The organism is Halorhodospira sp. 9628, from assembly GCF_022228075.1.
GTDB classification, from domain to species: Bacteria; Pseudomonadota; Gammaproteobacteria; order Nitrococcales; family Halorhodospiraceae; genus Halorhodospira; species Halorhodospira halophila_A.
In genome coordinates this window covers 48,602-67,505 of sequence record NZ_JAJNRF010000001.1, presented here as the reverse complement: position 1 = coordinate 67,505, position 18,904 = coordinate 48,602, and the positions used below count along the sequence as shown (strand labels likewise).

Here is an 18,904-nt window from a genome sequence, read left to right as displayed (position 1 = left end):
GCTATGGGGATCGCCGACTACTTTCGTGAGCGGCGGCGAAGCCGGCGCGGCAGCGCCAGCGTCGCCAAGGAGCGGCTGCAGATCATCGTCTCCCATGAGCGGGCCGAGCGTGGCGGACCGGATTACCTGCCTATGCTGCGTCAGGAGCTGCTGGAGGTGGTTCGCCGCTACGTGACGGTCGACCCGGACGCGGTGCGGGTGGATGTCGAGCGCGACGGGCCGCACGAGGTTCTGGAGCTGAACATCACCCTCCCGGAGCGCGAGGAGGAGGGGGCGCAGCGCTAACGACGGCTGCGCCGCGGTGCCCGGAGCCTCAAGGCCCCAGCGCCTGGCCTTGGGCCAACACCTGGTCCCACTGTGCTGCTAAAGGCTGCTGCTTTGCTGCGTAACGTCGACTTCCAGCTTCAGCTGGTCCCCGGGATGTAGATAAGAGCCTTCCGAAATCCCGTTCCAGCGCTTGATATCCCCGACGTTAACGTTGAAGCGCTGCGCAATCCGGGCCAGCGAGTCCCCCTGGCGGACCGTGTAGGTGACCGACTGGGTGCTGCTGTCGCCGGGACCGCCGGCGGCCTGCATGACGTCTCCCTCGACCCAGACGACCAGCTCCTGGCTCGGCCGCAGGGTGTCCCCGGGCGCCATCCCATTCCAGCGTGCCAGCTCCTTGACCCCGACATTGTAAGTGCGGGCGATGTCCCACAGCGTCTCGCCCGCCTGCACCGTATGCTCGCGCCGTTCGCCCTGGCGCTCCCGATTCTGCAGCGCCTCCAGGCGATTGGCAGCGCTCAGCGAGTACTCGCTGGGCGGGCGGCTGGAGACGGGGACGTAGAGGTGGTCGCCGGCGCGCACGGTATCGCCGCGCAGCCCGTTGATATCCCGTAGCAGCTCGACGGTGACGTTGTACTGGTTGGCGACGTGGGTCAGTGTCTCGCCGGATTCGATGCGGTGGCGGCGCCACTCGACAAAGTCCTCCGGGTCCATGGCGGCGAGTTCCCGCTCGAACCGGTCCGCGTTCTCCTTGGGGAGTACCAGGCGATGCGGCCCTTCCGGGGCCGTGGCCCAGCGGTTGAGACCGGGGTTGAGGATGTAGAGCCGGTCGATGGAGATATCGGCGAGTTCGGCGGCCAGCGCCAGGTCGATCTGGCGGTCCGCCTCGACCACCCGGATGCGCGGCTTGTTGGGGATGTTTGGCAGTGCCACGTCGTGGGCCTCGGGATCCTGAAGGATATCCCGGATCGCCAGTATGCGCGGGACGTAGCGCATCGTCTCGGCAGGCAGCTGCAGGTTCCAGTAGTTGGGGTCCTTGCCCTCGGCGCGGGCTCGCTGTATGGCGGCCCGCACGTTACCTTGGCCGGCGTTGTAGGCGGCCATGGCCAGCAGCCAGTCGCCATCGAACGCCTCGTTGAGCCGCTCCAGGTAGTCCAGGGCCGCGTCCGTGGAGGCAACCAGATCCCGTCGGCCGTCGTACCAGTAGTTCATCTCCAGGCCGAAGAAACGTCCGGTACTCGGGATGAATTGCCAGATGCCGGCTGCCCGACCGTGGGAGTAAGCGAAGGGGCGGAACCCGCTTTCGACGATGGCGAGCGCGACCAGTTCGGCGGGGAGATCGCGCTCCTCGAGCTCGTCGAGGATGTAGTGAAGGTACGGCTCGGCCCGCCGGCCGACCGCCTCGAAATAAGCATCGCGGCCCGCGAAGAGCTGCAGTTCGCGCTCGACCCGTTCGTTCTCGTAGCGGTCGATCCGGAACGAGGTGCGCAGCCTGTCCCAGACCTGCAGGGGGTAGTCGGGTACGGTGCGGGTGTAGTGGCCGGGCTGGTAGTCATAGTCCGGTGTCAGTTCGAAGGGGCGACCCAGGCCGGCTTCCAGGGTTTCGGTCTCCAGGTCCCGCACCCAGGCCGGGATGTCCCGGCCGTCCGCTTCCGGACCGTGCAGATCATGGACAAAGGTGCGCGAGTCAAAGCTGGTGCAGGCGGTGACAGAAAGCGCGGTCAACGCTCCGGCAGCTGTCCGTTTCACGTCCACGGTCATGCCCCCAAGGTCCGGGTTGTTGTTCTTGATTGCTCGGTACCGGCGGTGGCCGGGCCTCAGCTGGCGTCTTTCCACTGCCGCAGCGCGGCGAAGACGTGATCCGCCTGCTCCAGGTCTTTGCCGCACCAGTCCTGAGCCGAACGGCGCAGCTCCGGGCGATCCGCGCGCAGGAACGGATTGGTGGCCAGCTCCTCGGCCAGCGTCGACGGGACCGTAGGCTGTCCCGCGGCGCGGGCATGCCGCGCCGCCTGCAGGCGCTGGGCCAGCCGTTCGTTGTCCGGATCAGCCCGGTGGGCGAATTCCAGGTTTTTGACGGTGTATTCGTGCCCGCAGCAGACCCGGGTATCGGCCGGCAGTCCGGCGAGGCGCTGCAGGGAGGCGTGCATCTGCCCGGCCGTGCCCTCGAAGACTCGGCCGCAGCCCCCGGCGAAGAGGGTGTCGCCACTGAACAGGTGACCGTCCCAGAGGTAGGCGATGTGCCCGGCCGTGTGCCCGGGGCAGTCCAGTACCCGGAAGTCACCGAAACCATCCAGGGCGAAGTGATCCCCGCCGGAGACCGGGTGGTTGACAGCCGGGATCGCCTCACCAGCGGGGCCGAACACGGGCACTTGGTGCCGTTCGGCCAACTCCGCCACGCCGGCGGTGTGATCGCCGTGGTGGTGGGTGACCAGGATGCCGGCAAGGCGAAGGCGGTGGTCGTTCAGCCAAGCCGCGACCACCTCGGCGTCGCCTGGATCCACGGCGATCGCGGCGGCGCCCGCGTGGTCCCGGGCCATCCAGATGTAATTATCGGCAAGTGCCGCGAGGGGTTCGGCGCTAATCATCGCCGAGCATCCTACCGTGTCAAGCCCGTGCGGCAAACCCCCCGCGGCCGCAGCGTTTCTCCGGGGCGCCGGAGGGGGCGAGCAGATGAGTTCAGTGCAGTGCTCGGGTAAGGTTGGACCTGAAAGAATGCGCGCCACGGGGGGGCACATGCAGAACCTTCACGCCTGGTACGGCACACCGTTGGGGCAGCGGGTCGGTGCTGCCGAGCGCGGGGCCGTGGCCGACGCCCTGGCGCATTTGGGGATTGGCGATACGGTCTGCATCGGTCCGGTTGCACATCCGTTGCCTTTGGCCCCCACCGTCCGGCAGTGGCGGGTGGGGCCCGGGGGCGATCTAGTGGCAACCCCCCAGCAGCTGCCGTTTCGCGGCCACAGCGTCGATGCCGTGATCCTCAGTCACGTCCTCGAGTTCGGTGAAGAGCCGGCGGCCGTGCTTTCCGAGGCGTACCAAGTGCTGGCCCCCGAGGGGCGGTTGGTCGTGCTGACCTTCAATCCGTTGGGGTTGTGGGGCGTTTGTCGGTTGTGGGGTTGGTGCCGGTCATCCCGGGCCCCGTGGTGCGGGCGGCAGTGGCCGGCGTCCAGCGTGGGGGTCCACCTGCGGCGTTGCGGGTTCGAGACGCTGGCGCGTCACTCGCTCTGTTTTCGGTTGCCCATGCAGGGTGAACGCCTGCAAAAGCGACTGGATCCGTGGGAGGATAGGCTCCGCCGGCTCGGGCGCTTTGCCGCCGGCGTACAGATGACCGTAGCGGTGCGGCGGGAGCCGGGATCGCTACGGGGGCATACCCTGGTCGAGCGCGTGGGCCGAGGGGCTCGCGTCGGTGCAGCGCATCCGGCGGGACGGGTCCGCGTGCAGGCCCTGAATCGAGGAGGTAGTGCGTGACCGAGCAGCGCGGTGTGGTCGAGGCATTCACGGACGGCGCGTGTCGGGGCAATCCCGGCCCCGGTGGGTGGGGCGTGCTGCTGCGCTACGGCGAGCATGAGCGTGAACTCTACGGCGGGGAGCCGGAGACCACCAACAACCGCATGGAGCTCACCGCGGCGATCCGGGCCCTGGAGGCCCTAGAGCGGCCCTGCCGCGTGGTTCTGACCACCGACTCGCAGTACGTGCGCCGTGGGATCACCGAGTGGCTGGACGGCTGGAAGCGCCGGGGGTGGCGAACTGCCTCGCGCAAGCCCGTGCTCAACCAGGATCTGTGGCAGCGGCTCGATGAGCTGGCGGCCTACCATCGGGTCGAGTGGCGCTGGGTGCGCGGCCACGCCGGTCACGCCGAGAATGAACGCGCCGATGCCCTGGCCAATCAGGGGATCGACGAGCTGGTCGCCTAGGTCCGCTGCCCGTCCCCGGCGGGCCTGGGCTAGAATCGGAACGCCCAATTCCCAATCTGTAACAAACCGGAGAGTAGCGCATGAACAAAGCCGATCTGGCTGACAAGGTCGCAGCCGAAACCGGGGTCTCCAAGCGTGTCGCCACGGATGCGGTCAATGCTGTCTTTACGGGCATCGAGGAGAGCCTGGCGAGCGGGGAGGATGTCTCGATCCCCGGGTTTGGCAAGTTCGCCGTGGTCGCGCGCCCCGAGCGGCAAGGGCGCAACCCGCAGACGGGGGAGTTGATCGACATCCCCGCCGGCATGAACGTCCGCTTCAAGCCTGGGGCGCCGCTCAAGCGTTCGGTGGATCAGTAACAGGAGGTTGCCATGTCCCGTCGGCTTCGGCGTTGGGTCGGAGCAGGGTGCCTGGGGATTGCAGGCGCCCTGATGGCCGCGTGCAGCGGTGGTGACGCTGGCACGCTGGCTGCCGATTACTGCGACTACATCCGCAACGCCGACGACATGCCCTTCGAGCAGCAGCAAGAAGCCATCACAGCGCTCGACGAGCGTTACCAGCGCAAGGGCATTCGCGAGAGCAGCATTCGTGTGGCGATTCAGCGCGAGTGTCCGGATGCCCTGGCCGAGCACGATGTCCGTATGCTGGGCGTGCTCGGCGAGATGCTGCGTGAGACGCGAGACGAGCTACAGGAACTGCGATAGCGCCTGGCCCCGGGAGAGCCCCTCCCGGGTCGCACTATGAGAGTGCGCACTCGTGCCCGGTTGCATCACGATGGTGCAACCGGGCCTCCATCCCGCTCGGCTGCACCATCATAAGGCCCCGTCTGGGCGGGAATCCCGGAAGCTGGCACAGGGATTGCTACCACCTTCGTGAGCCCCAGCTGGGGAACATTGATTAGCCGATTCGGAGGTGGAACCCCATGGCTGCAACCGGTAAGGACGTACTCAAGCTCATCAAGGATGAGGACGTGAAGTTCGTCGATCTGCGCTTCACCGACACCCGCGGCAAGGAGATGCACGTGACCTTGCCCGTCTCCCAGGTCGACGAGGATCTGTTCGAGCACGGCAAGATGTTCGATGGCTCCTCCATCGACGGCTGGAAGGGGATCCAGGAGTCGGACATGATCATGCTCCCGGATCCGGAGAGCGCCGTCCTTGATCCCTTCACCGATGAGCCCACTCTGAAGCTGGTCTGCGACATCCTCGAGCCCAGCACCCTGCAGGGCTACGACCGCGATCCCCGCTCGGCCGCCAAGCGGGCCGAGGCGTACCTGGCCTCCACCGGGATCGGGGACAGTGCCCTGTTCGGCCCCGAGCCGGAGTTCTTTGTCTTCGACGACGTCCGCTGGGGCGCCGATATGAGTGGCTGCTTTTACAAGGTGGACTCCGAGGAGGCCGGCTGGAACTCCGAGCGGGTTTACCCGGACGGCAACATCGGCCACCGCCCCGGCGTGAAGGGCGGTTACTTCCCGGTCCCGCCGGTGGACTCGCTGCACAACATCCGCGGTGCCATGTGCCAGGCGCTGAGCGACATGGGCCTGGAGCCGGAGGTCCACCACCACGAGGTGGCCACCGCCGGGCAGGGCGAGATCGGCACCAAGGCTCGCACCCTGGTCAAGAAGGCCGACGAGCTGCAGACGCTCAAGTACTGCGTGCACAACGTCGCCCACGCCTACGGCAAGACCGCCACCTTCATGCCCAAACCCCTGGTGGGTGACAACGGCAACGGCATGCACGTCCACCAGTCGGTGTCGAAGGGCGGCAACAACATCTTCACCGGCGATCAGTACGGCGGCCTCTCGGAGGAGGCGCTCTACTACATCGGCGGGATCATCAAGCACGCCAAGGCGATCAACGCCTTCGCCAACGCCTCGACCAACAGCTACAAGCGTCTGGTGCCGGGCTTCGAGGCGCCGGTGCTGCTCGCCTACTCGGCGCGCAACCGCTCCGCTTCGGTGCGGGTGCCCTACGTCTCGAGCCCCAAGGCGCGGCGCATCGAGGTGCGCTTCCCGGACTCCACGGGCAACCCGTACCTGACCTTTGCCGCCATGCTGATGGCCGGTCTCGACGGCATCCGCAACAAGATCCACCCCGGCGAGGCGATGGACAAGGACCTCTACGACCTGCCGCCGGAGGAGGAGAAGGAGATCCCCAAGGTCGCCTTCCAGCTCGATCAGGCGCTGGAGGCGCTGGACAGCGACCGGGAGTTCCTCAAGCAGGGCGGGGTCTTCTCCGACGACCTGATCGACGCCTACATCGAGCTGAAGATGGAGGAGGTCACGCGCCTGCGCATGACCACCCATCCGGTGGAGTTCGACCTGTACTACAGCGTCTGAGCCTCCCCGGGGCGCCCGCCGGGCAGGGCGCAGGCCCCGCCCGGCGGGCGTTGCGCCCCGGCAGATCGTTTTTCGGCGCGGTCATCCGGGCCGCCGCCTCTCCGGTTGTGCGTCACGATGAATTGACGCTCGGCTCCCTGGTGCCTAGAATGCGCCTCACCAGTTGCGGGGTGGAGCAGTCAGGTAGCTCGTCGGGCTCATAACCCGAAGGTCGCAGGTTCAAATCCTGCCCCCGCTACCAGTCAGTCATCGAGATGAGCCCCCGCTCAGCGCACACGTGCAGTGTCCGCCGATCGGGGGTTCTTTTCGTTTCAGGGAGTGCATGACCGATGGCGGAATCTGCTGCGAGACGGGGGGCGGTGCCGACTTGGCTGATGGTGGTTGCCTATCTGAGCGCCGTGTTCCTGCCCACGCTGGGGCTATTGCTCGGTATGTATCTGGGCTACCGCCGAGTGCTGCTTCACGCCTTTGTGGTCGTCGGCATCAGCACGATCGTCGGATTCTTCTGGTATCCGATGGTGTTCGGATGATCATTCGGCGGCGGTCAGCCCCCTGTTGCTGACCGCCGCAGGAACAATCCTGGGACCTAGTAGAGCACTAGGTCCTGCCCCCAGCCGCCGAAGACCTCCAGCACATCTTCAAGCTCTTCGTCGATCCGTTCCTCCAGGCCACTGCGGCTACCGAAGGCCTCCAGAACCGAGTCCGGGCAGCTGATGATCTTGTAGGGAAAGCTCCCTTCCCCCGGTCGGCCGAAATAGAGGGAGACCCCCTCCAGCTCCCCGTCGAGGAACTCGATGTAGTCCAGGGTATCCAGCTCGTCGAGAAAGAACCGGTAGCTGTGTTCCGACCAGACCACGTAGCCCCGCTCCCAGTCGTCTTGGGGGGTGGAGGGAGGCGCGGCGGCGCCGGCCAGATTGGGGTTCTTCAGCTGGCGTAGGTATTGCCGCAGGGCGCGCAGATCGCCGAGCCGGACCTCGCGGTCGCAGGTCTCGCGCAGGGCGCGGAAGTAGCCTGTGGCCGCCTGGTTGATGAGCGCCGCCACGATCAACAGCCGGCGATAATCGGGTACATCGGGGTCGATCACCTCCAGGTCGCCGCGCGCCCCCAGGACATCACCGAAGATCGGGTCCATGAGCTGGTGCAGGGTGTATCCCCAGAGGACGATGGCTCCGATCGTCAGGCCCAGCAGCGCCACCCCCACCGCCTCTTCGCTGGCGTTCATGAACGCGGCGATCTGGGGCTCGTGGCGGGTCGCCAGCACCAGGACAGCGGCAACCCCCAGCGCACCCAGGAACAGCAGGGTGCGCTCCCGGGCCCGCACCTGCATGCGCTCCTGGAACGCCCCCAGCTCCTCCTGCTCGGGGGGATCGCTATCGGCCACGCGGTCGGCGTTAAAGGGGCCTTCCGGGTGCGGGGGGCGATCGTAGCGCTTGGCCATGGGCGGCTCCTTGGTACCTGGAACGGGCGACATTCTACAGCCTGCCGCGGGCGGAGGCCGACGGCGCGTCCGCGCGGCGGGGTCTGCGCTTGGCAGGGTGGCGACGGAGAATGTCTGCCCGATGAGGACGCCCGCAGGCAATGGCGAGGATTGTCGCGGGCGGTGGGTTGCCGGCGGTGTGCAGAAGCGGGGCTGGGGGAAGCGTACCCAACCGGTGGAGTTTTACAAGAACCCTTCCCGGTAGCGCACGACTCGATTGCGTCCGGTGCGTTTGGCCTCGTAGAGGGCGAGGTCCGCCCGGCGCAGCCAGGCTCCGGTGGCCTCCGGCGGCCGGTAGGTGGCGATGCCGATGCTCACCGTGACGTGTCCCGGCCCCGGCTGCAGGGTCGCCACCCGCTCGCGGATACGCTCCGCGACATCGATGGCACCGGATTCGTCAGTCTGCGGGAGAACGACCAGAAACTCATCCCCGCCCCAGCGTCCGAGGTGGTCCGCAGTGCGCAGCTGAGGCCGGAAGCAGGATTGTACCAACTCATGGAGCAGCAGATCGCCGGCCTCGTGGCCATAGGTGTCGTTGATCTGTTTGAAGCCGTCTCCATCGATGATCAGCAGAGACAGCGGGTCCTGGTAGCGCAGCGCCCGCTCACGTTCGTCATGCAGGACATGATCCATCCGACGCCGGTTGCTGGTTCCGGTTAGTGGGTCGTGCTGCGCCTGCCGCTCCAACTCCCGTTCCAGCAGAACCCGATCGGTAATGTCCTCTTCAAAGCCTACCGCATAACGCGGCTTACCCCCGGAGTGGGCGGTCAGTCGGCCCTCGCAGCGCAGGTGCCGGATCTCAGCATCCGGGCGGACCAGCCGAAAGCGCAGCTGCCAAGGCTCGTCGTTCCGGAACGCCTGCCAGAAGCGCTGAAAGACCCACGGGCGGTCCTCCGGCAGAATGTGCCCACGCCAGGACTCCAGATCCATGACCACCGGCCCGGTGGGGTGCTGGTAGCCGTAGATCTCCTGGAGTCGCGCATCCAGGTGGACGCGCTCGCCCACCACGTCGTAGGTCCAGAACCCGATCCCGCCGACCTCCTGCAGGACGGCGATCTTGCCCTCGGCGCTCACGCCCCGTAGAGCAGGGTGATTCGGGGTGCCCGGTCCCGCTGCGGGCTGGCTATCCAGGCTGGGGCCTTTCATCCGAGGATCCTTGGCGCGCACTGATGTCACCTGATGGTAGATCAACGATCCGGAAGGGGTTGCGAGTTGGACGGCGGGCCATGGGCAGTCGTCCATAAAAGTGGACATCCGTGCTTCCGAAACGGCCCGCCGACCGTGGTATTCACCTGACAGGGTGCTAATTTTCTAGCGAAGGTTCTCGCCGAAGAACGCAAACACGACGCTTCCCCGGTCCTTGGTCTGGCTTCAGTTTTGTGTTCCGGGCGGCCGGCTGACGTTTGGGTCCAACGGTTCATCGGAGAGGGGGCGTCGCTCAATGCGTGTCATGGCCGCAGACTGACAAACGGTCAGGGTGGACGAGCATGGCTCAATGGGAAGAAGACGCGCGGGAAACGCCTCGAGCGTGGTGTCTGGTTGAACACGGCGAGGGGCTGCGCCTGGGGCGGGCGGAAGTCGACTCCGAAGGTTCGGTCTCCCTGAAATCGGAGATCCAGGTGGAGCCTGTTACCGCGGCATCGCTGATCCGGGCGGTGGAGCGGGCCATGGTCGGTGAGGCAGCATCGGGAGACCTCTGCGGGGGCGATGATGCGCCGACAGGCGGCGTGCGCAGTCAGCCCGGAGAGGCCGGCCCGCGGCAACTCGGGCTGGTCACGGGCGATCCGCGCATGATCCAGCTCTGCCGGGACACCGAGCAGCTGGCCCCCTCGGATGCCACGATCCTCCTGCTCGGAGAGAGCGGCACCGGCAAGGAGCTCTTCGCCAAGGCCCTGCACGAGCTTAACCGGGCCCGAGCCCGCGGGCCGATGGTGGCCATCAACTGCGCCGCCATCCCCTCGGAGCTGCTCGAGAGCGAGCTCTTCGGTTTCGAGCGAGGCGCCTTCACCGGAGCCTACCGGTCACAGGTGGGGCGGATCGAGCGCGCCCACCGCGGCACCCTGTTTCTGGATGAGATCGGTGAGCTCCCTTTGGAGGTTCAAGCGAAGCTGCTGCGCTTCCTGCAGCAGCGGACCATCCAGCGCCTCGGGGGTCGCAAGGAGATCCCGGTGGATGTGCGGGTCGTGTGCGCGACCAACCGGGATCTCGTGGAGCGGATGGGCGAGGGGGTGTTCCGGGACGACCTCTACTACCGCATCGCCGAGGTCCAGCTGCGCTTGCCGCCGTTGCGCGAGCGGCCCGGGGATCCGGCGCTGATTGCCCATGCGCTGCTCAAGGGGATGACGCGGCGGCGCCGCGACCGCGGCCGCAAGTTGAGCAAAGATGCGCTGGCTGTCATCGCTGCCTACCCGTGGCCCGGGAACGTGCGCGAGCTGGAGAACGCCATTCGCCGTGCAGTCATTCTGACGGAAACGGGGCCGATCCGTGCTGAGGATCTGGGGGTGCCCTTGCCCCGCTCGACGAAACCCCAGGAAGAGCTGCCACGCCTGCGTGAGGTGCGCGAAGAGGCCGAGCGCCGGGTGATCGCCGAGGCCATGGGTCGCTGCAACGGAAACATCTCGCGGGCTTCGGTAGGGTTGGGGGTGACCCGGCCGACTCTTTATGAACTCCTCGATAAGCACGGGATGCGCTGACCCGGTGGTGGGTCCAGCGGGCGGTCTCGGGCTGACCTGATATCCTGTAAGCAATGATGGACCGACAATGGGAGTCGGCCGATGCTCAACCGCCGTTTCCTGTTTCCGGCGCTGACGCTGCTCACCGGAGCGCTTCCCGGCGCGGTGCTGGCCCTCACCCCGGAGCGGGTCGATCAATGGCAGGAGGCAACTCGCGCCCTTCAGGCGCAGGCTGTGGAGGAGGAGCTAGCCGATTGGCACCCGACCCGGGAGTTACGCGGTGTCGGCGAGAGCGAGCAGGCCTTCCGCAGCACGGCCGATGAGCTGCAGAAGCCGGTGGCGGCGCTTAAGTCCAACGGTTACGAGGAGGTGGCCGCCTGGGCGGAGGACGGCGCGCGCATCTATCGGGCGCTCATCGCCCTGGAAACCGGTGACCCGCGGGAGCTGCAGGCCCAGCTGGAACAGGCCATCGAGCAGATCGAGGAGAACCCGCACCTCGGCGATGTCGCCAAGGCAGAGATCATCGCGGACATTCAGGCGCAACGGGAGCGTATCACGGAGTTTCTCGGCTCGGTTCCCGATGCCGATCGGCGGGCCGTAGCGGCACGGCAACGGGAGCTGATGGAACTGCTCCGCCCTTGAGCGATCCGGGGGCCGGCAGCTCAGGGCCGCTGCGCTGTGCTATCCCCGCCCGACCATCCAGAGGCAGACATGAGAACGCTGTTAATCGCCTTGTTGCTCCTCATCGCTGTCGGTGCCAGCGCCGTCTACGCTGTGGGCCATATCCCCGCGAGCTCGGCCTGGAGCACCGCCGAACGCCACCTGCCCATGCCCGCTGCATGGAGCAGCGCTGAGGTGGAGGGCAGCGTACGATCCGGACGCATCCAGCAGCTGGAGGTGCCGCGGGTCTGGGGTATGGATGCAGGGACGCTCGATCTGGCCTGGGAGGTCCGCGGTGGATCGCTGGCCACCGGCCGGTTGAGTGTCGATCTGGACGGCAGCCTGGATGATGCGCGCTTCCAGGGTGTCGCCACCCGCTCGGCCCGCGGCTGGCAGGTCTCCGAGGGTACCGGCGAGGTCCCCATGGACCGGCTGCGCCAGATGGCAAGCGAGCGCGGTGTGGAGCTGCCGCCGGTCAGCGGCAACGTGACCTACGAGGTAGATCAACTCTCGTTGGGCAACGACGGCGAAATCCGCTCGGTGGAGGGTCGGATCACCGGTCAGGATCTGAGCGTCACCCAAGACGGCCAGACGCTGGATCTGGGTGGTGCCACGACCACGGTCAGCGGATCGGGCAACCGCGCCCGTGGCGAACTCAGCGACCAGGGCGGGGCCGTTGGGCTGTCGGGCCAGTGGCAGGTGAGCCGGGACGGCAGCTATCAGCTCGACGCCGTGGTGACCCCACGTGAGGGGGCCGATCCAGCGCTCCGCGACTGGCTCAGCCAGCACGCCGAGCCGGCGGATGAGGGGTTCCGCATCCAGGAGGCGGGGCGGCGCTGAGGCCCGGCTAGCCCGCCTGCCGGGCCTCTACCAGGGCCACCAGGGAACCGACGGTTGCGAAAGCCTCCGCGGTGATATCCGTCTCCTCGAACTCGATCTCCAGTTCGCGCTGGAGGGCATCGATGACGAGCACCACCGCCATGGAATCCAGCTCGGGCAGTGCGCCCAGCAGAGGGGTGTCCGCGTCCATGGCGCGCGTTCTTCCACCGAGCTCGAGGGTCTGTTCCAGTACCGCCAATACCCGCTGCTCGGTCGTCATGATGTCTCTCCATCCCTGGGCTGTATGTTGGGTACGCCACCTGCGGCGCCAGCGGCCTGCGCGGCACTCAGGTTGCGAAGGCAGTGCTCGACCTGGCGGAAACATCGCTCGTACGCTGCTCGCGGCTGGCCGTATGGATCGGCGATATCAGTGGGTGTGTTGCCGAACGGATCGAGGCCGCTCAACAGGTACATCTTGGCCCGATGCTCCGGAAAACGCCGGCGCAGCGCACGCAGATGGGCCAGTTCCATGGCCAGGACCAGATCGGCGCGCTCCATCTGCTCGGCGGTGACGGTCCTGGAGCGCCACCCCCCCAGGTCGAGCCCGTGTTCGGCGGCGATTGCCACCATAACCGGATCGGCAGGGCGCTCACCGCGTGCCAGTAGGCCGGCGGACTCCGTGGTCACCTCCAGATGCTCGCCACGATGCTCCATCAGGCGCTGAGCGACAGCGCTGCGGTTGATGTTGCCATGGCAGATGAAGAGCACCCGGCGCGCCTGGCTGGCCAGGCGCAAAACCTGCAGACCCCGCCGAGGGCGTAGTTGCTGATACCGTTGCCAGGCCTCGCCTCCGTGCTCGGCGAGCATGGTGGCGAACCAACCTAGGGTGCGCCCGAGGTCGACCGCCGCCGGGCGGGGGTCGCGCCAGTAAAAGGCGTCGATGTGGTGGTGCGGATGCAGGCACAGTAGTGCGCTCCGGACGATCTCACCGCCGCTGGGCCATCGGATGAGCGGGCTCGGGTCGCGACGGGAAAGCGCCAGCAGATACCAGTAGCAATCGGGCTGGAGCTTGCGCGCAAAGTGCCCGGGGCGGGCGGTGAACGGTGGCGGCCGTCTCCCGTGGACCAAGAGCTGGTAGAGCAACCAGGGGAAGTCGGCGCCCGCCGCCACGGCCAAGGGGAGCGACCCCCAGAAGCGCCCGTTGACCTCCATCAGGTAGGGCGTACCTGTCGCACCCTCGCGCTTGAACTCCACCATCAATACGCCGTGCCAGCCGAGGGCGCGGACGAGCTGTTGGGCGTACCCCACCAACTCCGGTTCTGGTGTCTCCGAGCGGCGCAGCGAGCTGCCGCCCCCGGTCAGGGGGACCTCGTGCAGGCGCTGGTGCTGGAAGGCGTGTACGACCTCACCGCGATCGACCAGGAGCTCGATCCCCACGCCCTGGCCTGCGCAGTGCTCTTGGATCAGTACAGGGGCGCGCTGCAGGAAACGCCCCCCCAGCTCGAGGAGTTCGGATCGGTGGTGGGCGTAGGCGACGCTCATCTTCGCCCGTTGACCGCCTGGGCTCTCCGCAATCGAGCGGATGGGCTTCAGGACGCAGGGCAGACGCATGGCCTCCGCGCAGTCAGCTAGGCCCTGAGCGTCAGCGACGGTAACCGTCTGCGGCGTCGGAATGCCCAACTCCTGAGCGAGCGCGATGGTGCGCTCCTTGTCGGTAGCCATCTCCAGCGCAGACTGTTCCGGGATCGCCAAGCGTGTGTAGGGCGTGAACCGTGACCGGTTGCGTGCGACCGGGTGCGTGGTCAGCTCGGTGACCGGGATGAGCAGTTCATAGCCGTTTTCGGCCACATGGCCGACCAGTCGCTCCAGAAAACCGGCTGGATCGGTAAGCGGGTCTGGGTAGGTGATGAAACCCGCGGCGTAGCGGGAGTAGCGCGAAATCGCAGCAGGATCGGCTGCGCCTACAGTTACCGAGACGCCCTGACGACCCAGGGAACGCACGATGGACAGTGTGGATTGCTCCTCACCATCCAGGACCAGTGCTCGCTCAGGGGGCATTGACATTCGGCTAGGTTACGGGGAAAGCGAGGGCAAGTTAAGAGGGCAAAAGCCACAGGGCCTGCTAGCCTGATGGTAATCATGACCATATCAGTCTGCGTCCTCGCCCATAACGAAGAACGGTTGATCGAGCGCACGCTCGGCGCCCTGGAAGAGGCGTGTGGGGACCGCGCCTTCAGGGCCCACGTGATCGTCAACGGCTCAGCGGACCGTTCCGCCGCCATCGTCCACCGGCTGGCCCGGGAGGACCGGCGAATTGTCGGCCACGAACTCGAAATCGCTGACAAGGCCAACGCGTGGAATTATTACATCCATGAACTCGCGCTGGACGCACCGGCCCACTGCTTCCTGGACGGCGATATCCGCCCGGGCCGGGGCAGCATTCAGCATCTCATCGAAGCACTGGAGAACAACCCGCAGGCCTACGCGGCAGCAGCCCTGCCTGGGTCCGGGCGGAGTAAGGAGCCGTGGTCCGCCGAGCTGGTGAAGAACCACTACCTGAGCGGGAATCTGTACGCCTTGAGCGACCACGCAGTGGCGCTGATGCGCCGGCGTGGCATTCGGCTGCCGGTCGGTGCCAAGGGTGAGGATGGGCTGCTGAGCTATCTCTTCCTCACCGATCTGCAGGGCGGCAAAGACGACACACACACTCAGCGCATCGTCAATCCGGAAGACGCCCGATTCTATTTTGACTCCCTCTCTTTGTCCCCGGCGGATATACGGCTTTACTGGCGTCGGCTTCTACGCTACAGCGAGCGCAGTTTCCAGAACCAGTTGCTGTACGCGCTTCTCAAAGAGTGTGGTGTTGCAGCGCTCCCTTCGTACATCCGTGAGATCTACACCGAAGATCGTATAAGAGATTTGCGCCCGCGGAATCGGTTGCTCTATTTTGTATCCGATCGCTTGGTGCTGAATAAAATCAGAAAAGGCTCGCTCTTCCCGCAGGCAGAAGAGAAAAAAAGGCAGGAAGCATGAAAAGAGCGCTGATACGGGAGCTTCAAAAAAGGCCGCAGCTGGCCGCTAAGACGAAGCGACTCCTGACCGCCGTTGGCTACGACTATCAGCACTGGTCCCGGGCGGCGATGTACCCGCAAGCCTTTGCGTTGATCGAAGAGTTGGGTCCGCAGCAGCTCGATGTTCTTGAGATATCCGCGGGCGAGCGGTTTCGGAAAATTCCTTTTCGCGCTTACACAGAAGCTAATTACCCGGATTACGACGTCTGCGATCGACCTCTGGATCAGAAATTTGACCTCATCATCGCAGACCAGGTATTCGAGCACCTGCTCTGGCCCTATCGGGCGGGCCGGAACGTGTACGAGATGCTGAAACCAGGCGGCTACTTCTTTAACGCCACGCCGTTTCTCGTCCTCGTCCACGAGATCCCCTACGACTGCACGCGGTGGACCGAGACCGGGATGCGCTATTTCCTAGCGGAATGCGGGTTCCCGCTGGAGACGACGCGGACGTACTCCTGGGGAAACCGGGCCTGCGTCAAGGCAAACTTCACACCTTGGGCGCGGCGGGGTTGGTTCGGCAGCTTGAAGAATGAGCGGCGCTACCCGGTAACAGTCTGGGCCTTGGCCCAGAAACCCCAAGAGGTGTCTCAATGAGGCTCAGGAGGCCTCAGCTGAACCGGACTTACGTATCCGGGCATTGGATGCTTGCAGATAGTCCGAAGAACCCAGTAGAACACTACTATAAGTTGATCCCGAAAACCCTGGACATGCTAGCGGAAAGCCGATTGGTTTTTTTTTACGAAGACCCCGCCCTGCTGCGTTTCGTGGAAAAAAATGCACAGGATAAGAATGTTGACCTTGTTCCGGTGAAACGGTCCATCGGAGAGCTCCCTGCGCGTGATCTAAGCGAGGGCTTCGCTGCAAGTTGCGAACGGATGGGGCTGGATGCCTTTCCTGAGCCCGAGCATAAAAATAAAGAAAAAGGTGTGATTCACTACTGGCGGGACTGGAAGCGAGGCGGTCCGGCGTTTTACAAAGACCTTCTTTCGATTTGGCTAAGCAAAGTGTCTCTGGTTTGTGAGGCCATCGATCAATTAGGCGATCGGGGTCAGTGTGGTTATTTTGCATGGGCCGATGTTTCAGTGGCGCGTGTCTCAAAAAAAAGACGCAACTGGGATTTCCCCCGGGTTAGGCTTCCTGATGATAAAGTGTCCTGCTACAAGAGTGATATGCAGTACTTTGGTGGCGCGCTTCCGGTGAGTGCGTCGTTTCTGGGGGGTGGGGAAGCGGTTTGGCAAGAGCTGGAGGAAAGGTTTCTTATGAAAGCTCGTGGTTCTCTTGCCGCGGCCTACGCCCATGATGAGGAGACGATCCTAAGTGCCGTTTATAGAGGAGATCCGGAAATTTTTAACGTTTTTGGCGGCGCGCCAAATAAAAAAGCCTTCAGGATAATTTTTAACCTGTCGAGTGCCGAAAAATGTTTTCCTTAATCTTACAAAAAGGCTCAGGATTAGTGCATGGGGACAGGTTGCACGGAGTTTTCTTTTCCCAGGTGTGATGTTGAATGAGCAAAAATCTTTGTACCAAGGAAGCAAAAACCGTAACAAGTAAACGCAGGACCTAAAAATCATGCCGACAGTCCCGCCCGGCTGGGTTTGTTATTGTTTAGAGCTAACTCAGGGCCCTGGAGAAGCGGGAAGCTCTTCCCGCCTCTGCTCTTTACGAAATGAGTAGTATTCACATTATTAATCCGTTGGCCAATCCAAATGGTGGGGCCGAGAACCGTGTTATGGAGCTATATAATATTCTCCATAAAAAGACGTCAGTCCAAGTATGGGCTCCGCCCGGTGCGGTCCCTAACGCTGAAATAGCGTCTAAGGTGCCAGTGCGACGTATATATCCTAGGCTTTTTCGATTCCCCAAGAATGGTACCGTGGTTTTAGCAGGTAGCGGCCCTTGGTGGATAGGGAAATGGATAAAGTTTTGGAAACCAAAAAGAGTAATACTTATATGTCAGCTTCCAAACATCCGGCAGACACTCAAAAGAATTAACGAGCTCGAAAAGGTGTATGGTCTTGAAAGATATCTTGAAATCGTTTATGCAGCGAGATGGATAAGAGATGCTGTAGGGCGCCCAGGGAGGGTTCTGATTTCTCCGATAGATATAGAGAGGTTTCGCCCCTGTGCAGCCTCGCTCCAGCGGAATAAAGATGATTTTACAGTGGGGCGGATGAGTCGCGATATCTACTATAAACACCACCCGGATGATAAAAAACTTTATTCCCTATTGGCCGAACTCGGTATAAAGGTAAGAATTATGGGCGGGGAATGTCTGGGTCTTGAGAAGCATCCTAATATAGAAGTTATAAGAGAAGGCGAGGAGGCACCAGAGGAGTTTCTTAAGTCGCTCGACGTTTTTTTCTATCGTACGGATACCAGGTTTTGGGTAGAGCCGCACGGCAGGGTTGTTACGGAGGCATTAGCGTCTGGTCTTCCGGTCGTCTGCGGGAATCAAGGTGGGTTTACTGAGTGGGTGGTACCGGATCAAAATGGTTACATTACATCGGGCAACCCGGAGGTAGTGGATGCAATAAAAAAGTTGCGTACAGAAAGCAGCGCCTATAAACGCCTAGCAAAAGGTGCGCGTACAACTGCGGAAGACGCATTCTCAATAGCGCGCATTGATGAAATGGTCTGGTATTTGGCGCGCGGCAAAGTATAGCTATCCCTGTGCGTCTATTGTTGTCCAGCACGCGCGTTTAAATGGTGCCCTAAAAAGGTATATATATTACAAATGAAACAGGCAATGCGTAAGAGGGTGGAGTTTATTGGGCCTATGGGGGCGGGTAAAAGCGTTATATGTTCTGATTTAATAAAAGGAAATAGCTATTCGCTGGAGTGTGCGAAGAGCGCAAAAAGAAAAATTATCCTTGACGAGGTTAAGAAAAAGTCGCGGGCCTATTGTTACCTGACAAAGGGGCTGTTGCGGAGAGGTCATTTTTTTAATGTTTTAATAGATAAAAATATTACCGAAATAGCGCGGAGCGCTATGGAAGAAAATGCCAAGTGGCGTGATTTTATAGAGCTAGTCATGTCTCAGGGGTTCTCTAATGAGGCGCCTTGCTTTGAGAAGGTAAGACGTGCGGAAAGGTTTATACGGGATGTTACCGATCTTGCGCTTCTTAATGAGAAGGCAGGCCCGGGGAGAGTCATCGTACATGACGAGTCTATTGCGCAGCGCGGCGTTGGGCTTAGCCTTGGCTTCGAGGCACCACTTGAGTTCTCTAAGGCGTACTTTGAGAGCGCTCCGTTACCGGATGTCATTGTGCACGTGGATTGTTCGAATGAAGAGCTTATGGAGGCCAGAATTAGGAACCGGGACCGGAGTGATATGGCGCGTCACCTTGGAACGATCAAAAAAGCGTGTGAGATAAGTCGGTTGGGGGTTAAGATAATGCGGGGTCGAGGAGTTATGGTCATTGAGTGTGACGGAGAACGAGAGATAAGCGAAAACGCTGATGATATCGAGATGCAGGTTAAAAGGGTAAAGCAAGGCTAGGGGGCGAGTGGGCTACTGCTGGGCTGTTCGTTCGGATAAAATACGCAGACAGGTGGGTACCCGAGAAGCCGCTTGGTACCAACTAGTACGAATTCGGTCCTGAGAAAATCGCAAGGCGCTGATCTCCCGACTTCCACAGCTGAGTGCCGCTAAACCCCCGGGTTCGTGTTTGTAACGCTCTGATCCGGCTGGA

21 protein-coding genes and 1 tRNA gene are annotated in these 18,904 nt (G+C 63.4%); 16 read left to right on the top strand and 6 right to left on the bottom strand.

Annotation, left to right across the window (positions count from 1 at the left end):
• Positions 1-3: 3 nt before the first annotated feature.
• Positions 4-285, top strand: coding sequence for a cell division topological specificity factor MinE (minE, locus tag LRG10_RS00310; RefSeq protein ID WP_011814375.1), 282 nt, complete (start codon positions 4-6; stop codon positions 283-285).
• 78 nt (positions 286-363) lie between these two features.
• On the opposite strand, the gene LRG10_RS00305 is transcribed toward minE, so the two are convergent.
• Both LRG10_RS00305 and gloB read right to left on the bottom strand, forming a co-directional pair.
• Positions 364-1,989 (bottom strand): LysM peptidoglycan-binding domain-containing protein, encoded by a 1,626-nt coding sequence (locus LRG10_RS00305; RefSeq protein WP_238632468.1) that lies wholly within the window; start codon positions 1,987-1,989, stop codon positions 364-366.
• A 92-nt stretch (positions 1,990-2,081) separates the two neighbouring features.
• Complete coding sequence (gene gloB, locus LRG10_RS00300; RefSeq protein ID WP_201170915.1) at positions 2,082-2,849, bottom strand: hydroxyacylglutathione hydrolase; 768 nt, start codon at positions 2,847-2,849, stop codon at positions 2,082-2,084.
• A gap of 148 nt (positions 2,850-2,997) precedes the next feature.
• Between gloB and LRG10_RS00295 the strand changes: the two genes are divergently transcribed.
• The 7 genes from LRG10_RS00295 to LRG10_RS00265 all read left to right on the top strand — a co-directional run bounded on the left by LRG10_RS00295 (position 2,998) and on the right by LRG10_RS00265 (position 7,040).
• Positions 2,998-3,729, top strand: a complete 732-nt coding sequence (locus tag LRG10_RS00295; protein WP_201242211.1) for a class I SAM-dependent methyltransferase — start codon at positions 2,998-3,000, stop codon at positions 3,727-3,729.
• Complete coding sequence (gene rnhA / locus LRG10_RS00290) at positions 3,726-4,175, top strand: ribonuclease HI (RefSeq protein ID WP_201242212.1); 450 nt, start codon at positions 3,726-3,728, stop codon at positions 4,173-4,175. The genes LRG10_RS00295 and rnhA overlap by 4 nt, the downstream gene beginning before the upstream one ends.
• An 80-nt stretch (positions 4,176-4,255) precedes the next feature.
• The gene (locus LRG10_RS00285) at positions 4,256-4,531 is read left to right on the top strand and encodes an HU family DNA-binding protein (RefSeq protein ID WP_201170905.1); all 276 of its coding nucleotides are present in this window, start codon (positions 4,256-4,258) and stop codon (positions 4,529-4,531) included.
• Positions 4,532-4,543: 12 nt separating this feature from the next.
• Positions 4,544-4,876 (top strand): hypothetical protein, encoded by a 333-nt coding sequence (locus LRG10_RS00280; protein WP_201170903.1) that lies wholly within the window; start codon positions 4,544-4,546, stop codon positions 4,874-4,876.
• Positions 4,877-5,094: 218 nt separating this feature from the next.
• Positions 5,095-6,510 carry a glutamate--ammonia ligase gene (glnA, locus tag LRG10_RS00275; RefSeq protein WP_201242213.1) on the top strand — a complete coding sequence of 472 codons (1,416 nt, stop codon included), beginning with the start codon at positions 5,095-5,097 and terminating at the stop codon, positions 6,508-6,510.
• A 164-nt stretch (positions 6,511-6,674) separates the two neighbouring features.
• A tRNA-Met gene (locus tag LRG10_RS00270) sits at positions 6,675-6,751 on the top strand.
• An 88-nt stretch (positions 6,752-6,839) separates the two neighbouring features.
• Positions 6,840-7,040 (top strand): hypothetical protein, encoded by a 201-nt coding sequence (locus LRG10_RS00265; RefSeq protein ID WP_238634387.1) that lies wholly within the window; start codon positions 6,840-6,842, stop codon positions 7,038-7,040.
• 56 nt (positions 7,041-7,096) lie between these two features.
• Here LRG10_RS00265 and LRG10_RS00260 read toward each other — a convergent pair whose 3' ends face one another.
• Both LRG10_RS00260 and LRG10_RS00255 read right to left on the bottom strand, forming a co-directional pair.
• Positions 7,097-7,948 (bottom strand): hypothetical protein, encoded by an 852-nt coding sequence (locus tag LRG10_RS00260; protein WP_238634385.1) that lies wholly within the window; start codon positions 7,946-7,948, stop codon positions 7,097-7,099.
• 222 nt (positions 7,949-8,170) lie between these two features.
• Positions 8,171-9,133 (bottom strand): sensor domain-containing diguanylate cyclase, encoded by a 963-nt coding sequence (locus tag LRG10_RS00255; RefSeq protein WP_238634383.1) that lies wholly within the window; start codon positions 9,131-9,133, stop codon positions 8,171-8,173.
• Positions 9,134-9,474: 341 nt separating this feature from the next.
• Here LRG10_RS00255 and LRG10_RS00250 point away from each other — a divergent pair, with 341 nt between their 5' ends.
• The 3 genes from LRG10_RS00250 to LRG10_RS00240 all read left to right on the top strand — a co-directional run bounded on the left by LRG10_RS00250 (position 9,475) and on the right by LRG10_RS00240 (position 12,159).
• A complete protein-coding gene (locus LRG10_RS00250) occupies positions 9,475-10,680 on the top strand; it encodes a sigma-54-dependent Fis family transcriptional regulator (protein WP_238634382.1) in 1,206 nt (401 codons plus the stop codon).
• An 81-nt stretch (positions 10,681-10,761) separates the two neighbouring features.
• Positions 10,762-11,301 (top strand): hypothetical protein, encoded by a 540-nt coding sequence (locus LRG10_RS00245; RefSeq protein WP_238634380.1) that lies wholly within the window; start codon positions 10,762-10,764, stop codon positions 11,299-11,301.
• A gap of 69 nt (positions 11,302-11,370) precedes the next feature.
• Positions 11,371-12,159 (top strand): type II secretion system protein N, encoded by a 789-nt coding sequence (locus tag LRG10_RS00240; protein ID WP_238634378.1) that lies wholly within the window; start codon positions 11,371-11,373, stop codon positions 12,157-12,159.
• 7 nt (positions 12,160-12,166) lie between these two features.
• Here the strand turns inward: LRG10_RS00240 and LRG10_RS00235 are convergent, their stop codons facing one another.
• Both LRG10_RS00235 and LRG10_RS00230 read right to left on the bottom strand, forming a co-directional pair.
• Entirely contained in the window at positions 12,167-12,418 is a 252-nt protein-coding gene (locus LRG10_RS00235) for an acyl carrier protein (protein WP_238634377.1), read from the bottom strand.
• Entirely contained in the window at positions 12,415-14,196 is a 1,782-nt protein-coding gene (locus tag LRG10_RS00230) for an ATP-grasp domain-containing protein (protein ID WP_238634375.1), read from the bottom strand. Before LRG10_RS00230 ends, LRG10_RS00235 begins: the two co-directional genes overlap by 4 nt.
• Positions 14,197-14,268: 72 nt before the next feature.
• Between LRG10_RS00230 and LRG10_RS00225 the strand changes: the two genes are divergently transcribed.
• The 5 genes from LRG10_RS00225 to LRG10_RS00205 all read left to right on the top strand — a co-directional run bounded on the left by LRG10_RS00225 (position 14,269) and on the right by LRG10_RS00205 (position 18,711).
• The gene (locus tag LRG10_RS00225) at positions 14,269-15,171 is read left to right on the top strand and encodes a glycosyltransferase family A protein (protein WP_238634373.1); all 903 of its coding nucleotides are present in this window, start codon (positions 14,269-14,271) and stop codon (positions 15,169-15,171) included.
• On the top strand, positions 15,168-15,806 hold the full coding sequence (locus tag LRG10_RS00220; protein ID WP_238634372.1) for a class I SAM-dependent methyltransferase: 639 nt from the start codon (positions 15,168-15,170) through the stop codon (positions 15,804-15,806). Before LRG10_RS00225 ends, LRG10_RS00220 begins: the two co-directional genes overlap by 4 nt.
• Before the next feature lie 47 nt (positions 15,807-15,853).
• Positions 15,854-16,642, top strand: a complete 789-nt coding sequence (locus tag LRG10_RS00215; RefSeq protein ID WP_238634370.1) for a hypothetical protein — start codon at positions 15,854-15,856, stop codon at positions 16,640-16,642.
• Between the two features lie 443 nt (positions 16,643-17,085).
• Positions 17,086-17,874 (top strand): glycosyltransferase, encoded by a 789-nt coding sequence (locus LRG10_RS00210; RefSeq protein WP_238634368.1) that lies wholly within the window; start codon positions 17,086-17,088, stop codon positions 17,872-17,874.
• Between the two features lie 72 nt (positions 17,875-17,946).
• A complete protein-coding gene (locus LRG10_RS00205; protein ID WP_238634366.1) occupies positions 17,947-18,711 on the top strand; it encodes a hypothetical protein in 765 nt (254 codons plus the stop codon).
• Positions 18,712-18,904 lie beyond the last annotated feature (193 nt).

Bases quoted from the DNA above. Each gene is read 5' to 3' on its own strand.
- LRG10_RS00245 (WP_238634380.1), top strand. From the start codon at position 10,762: ATGCTCAACCGCCGTTTCCTGTTTCCGGCGCTGACGCTGCTCACCGGA.
- gloB (WP_201170915.1), bottom strand. From the start codon at position 2,849: ATGATTAGCGCCGAACCCCTCGCGGCACTTGCCGATAATTACATCTGG.
- LRG10_RS00255 (WP_238634383.1), bottom strand. From the start codon at position 9,133: ATGAAAGGCCCCAGCCTGGATAGCCAGCCCGCAGCGGGACCGGGCACC.
- LRG10_RS00265 (WP_238634387.1), top strand. From the start codon at position 6,840: ATGGCGGAATCTGCTGCGAGACGGGGGGCGGTGCCGACTTGGCTGATG.
- LRG10_RS00240 (WP_238634378.1), top strand. From the start codon at position 11,371: ATGAGAACGCTGTTAATCGCCTTGTTGCTCCTCATCGCTGTCGGTGCC.
- LRG10_RS00235 (WP_238634377.1), bottom strand. From the start codon at position 12,418: ATGACGACCGAGCAGCGGGTATTGGCGGTACTGGAACAGACCCTCGAG.
- LRG10_RS00205 (WP_238634366.1), top strand. From the start codon at position 17,947: ATGAAACAGGCAATGCGTAAGAGGGTGGAGTTTATTGGGCCTATGGGG.
- minE (WP_011814375.1), top strand. From the start codon at position 4: ATGGGGATCGCCGACTACTTTCGTGAGCGGCGGCGAAGCCGGCGCGGC.
- LRG10_RS00250 (WP_238634382.1), top strand. From the start codon at position 9,475: ATGGCTCAATGGGAAGAAGACGCGCGGGAAACGCCTCGAGCGTGGTGT.
- LRG10_RS00280 (WP_201170903.1), top strand. From the start codon at position 4,544: ATGTCCCGTCGGCTTCGGCGTTGGGTCGGAGCAGGGTGCCTGGGGATT.
- LRG10_RS00225 (WP_238634373.1), top strand. From the start codon at position 14,269: ATGGTAATCATGACCATATCAGTCTGCGTCCTCGCCCATAACGAAGAA.
- LRG10_RS00230 (WP_238634375.1), bottom strand. From the start codon at position 14,196: ATGCCCCCTGAGCGAGCACTGGTCCTGGATGGTGAGGAGCAATCCACA.
- LRG10_RS00285 (WP_201170905.1), top strand. From the start codon at position 4,256: ATGAACAAAGCCGATCTGGCTGACAAGGTCGCAGCCGAAACCGGGGTC.
- LRG10_RS00220 (WP_238634372.1), top strand. From the start codon at position 15,168: ATGAAAAGAGCGCTGATACGGGAGCTTCAAAAAAGGCCGCAGCTGGCC.
- glnA (WP_201242213.1), top strand. From the start codon at position 5,095: ATGGCTGCAACCGGTAAGGACGTACTCAAGCTCATCAAGGATGAGGAC.
- LRG10_RS00260 (WP_238634385.1), bottom strand. From the start codon at position 7,948: ATGGCCAAGCGCTACGATCGCCCCCCGCACCCGGAAGGCCCCTTTAAC.
- LRG10_RS00295 (WP_201242211.1), top strand. From the start codon at position 2,998: ATGCAGAACCTTCACGCCTGGTACGGCACACCGTTGGGGCAGCGGGTC.
- LRG10_RS00215 (WP_238634370.1), top strand. From the start codon at position 15,854: ATGCTTGCAGATAGTCCGAAGAACCCAGTAGAACACTACTATAAGTTG.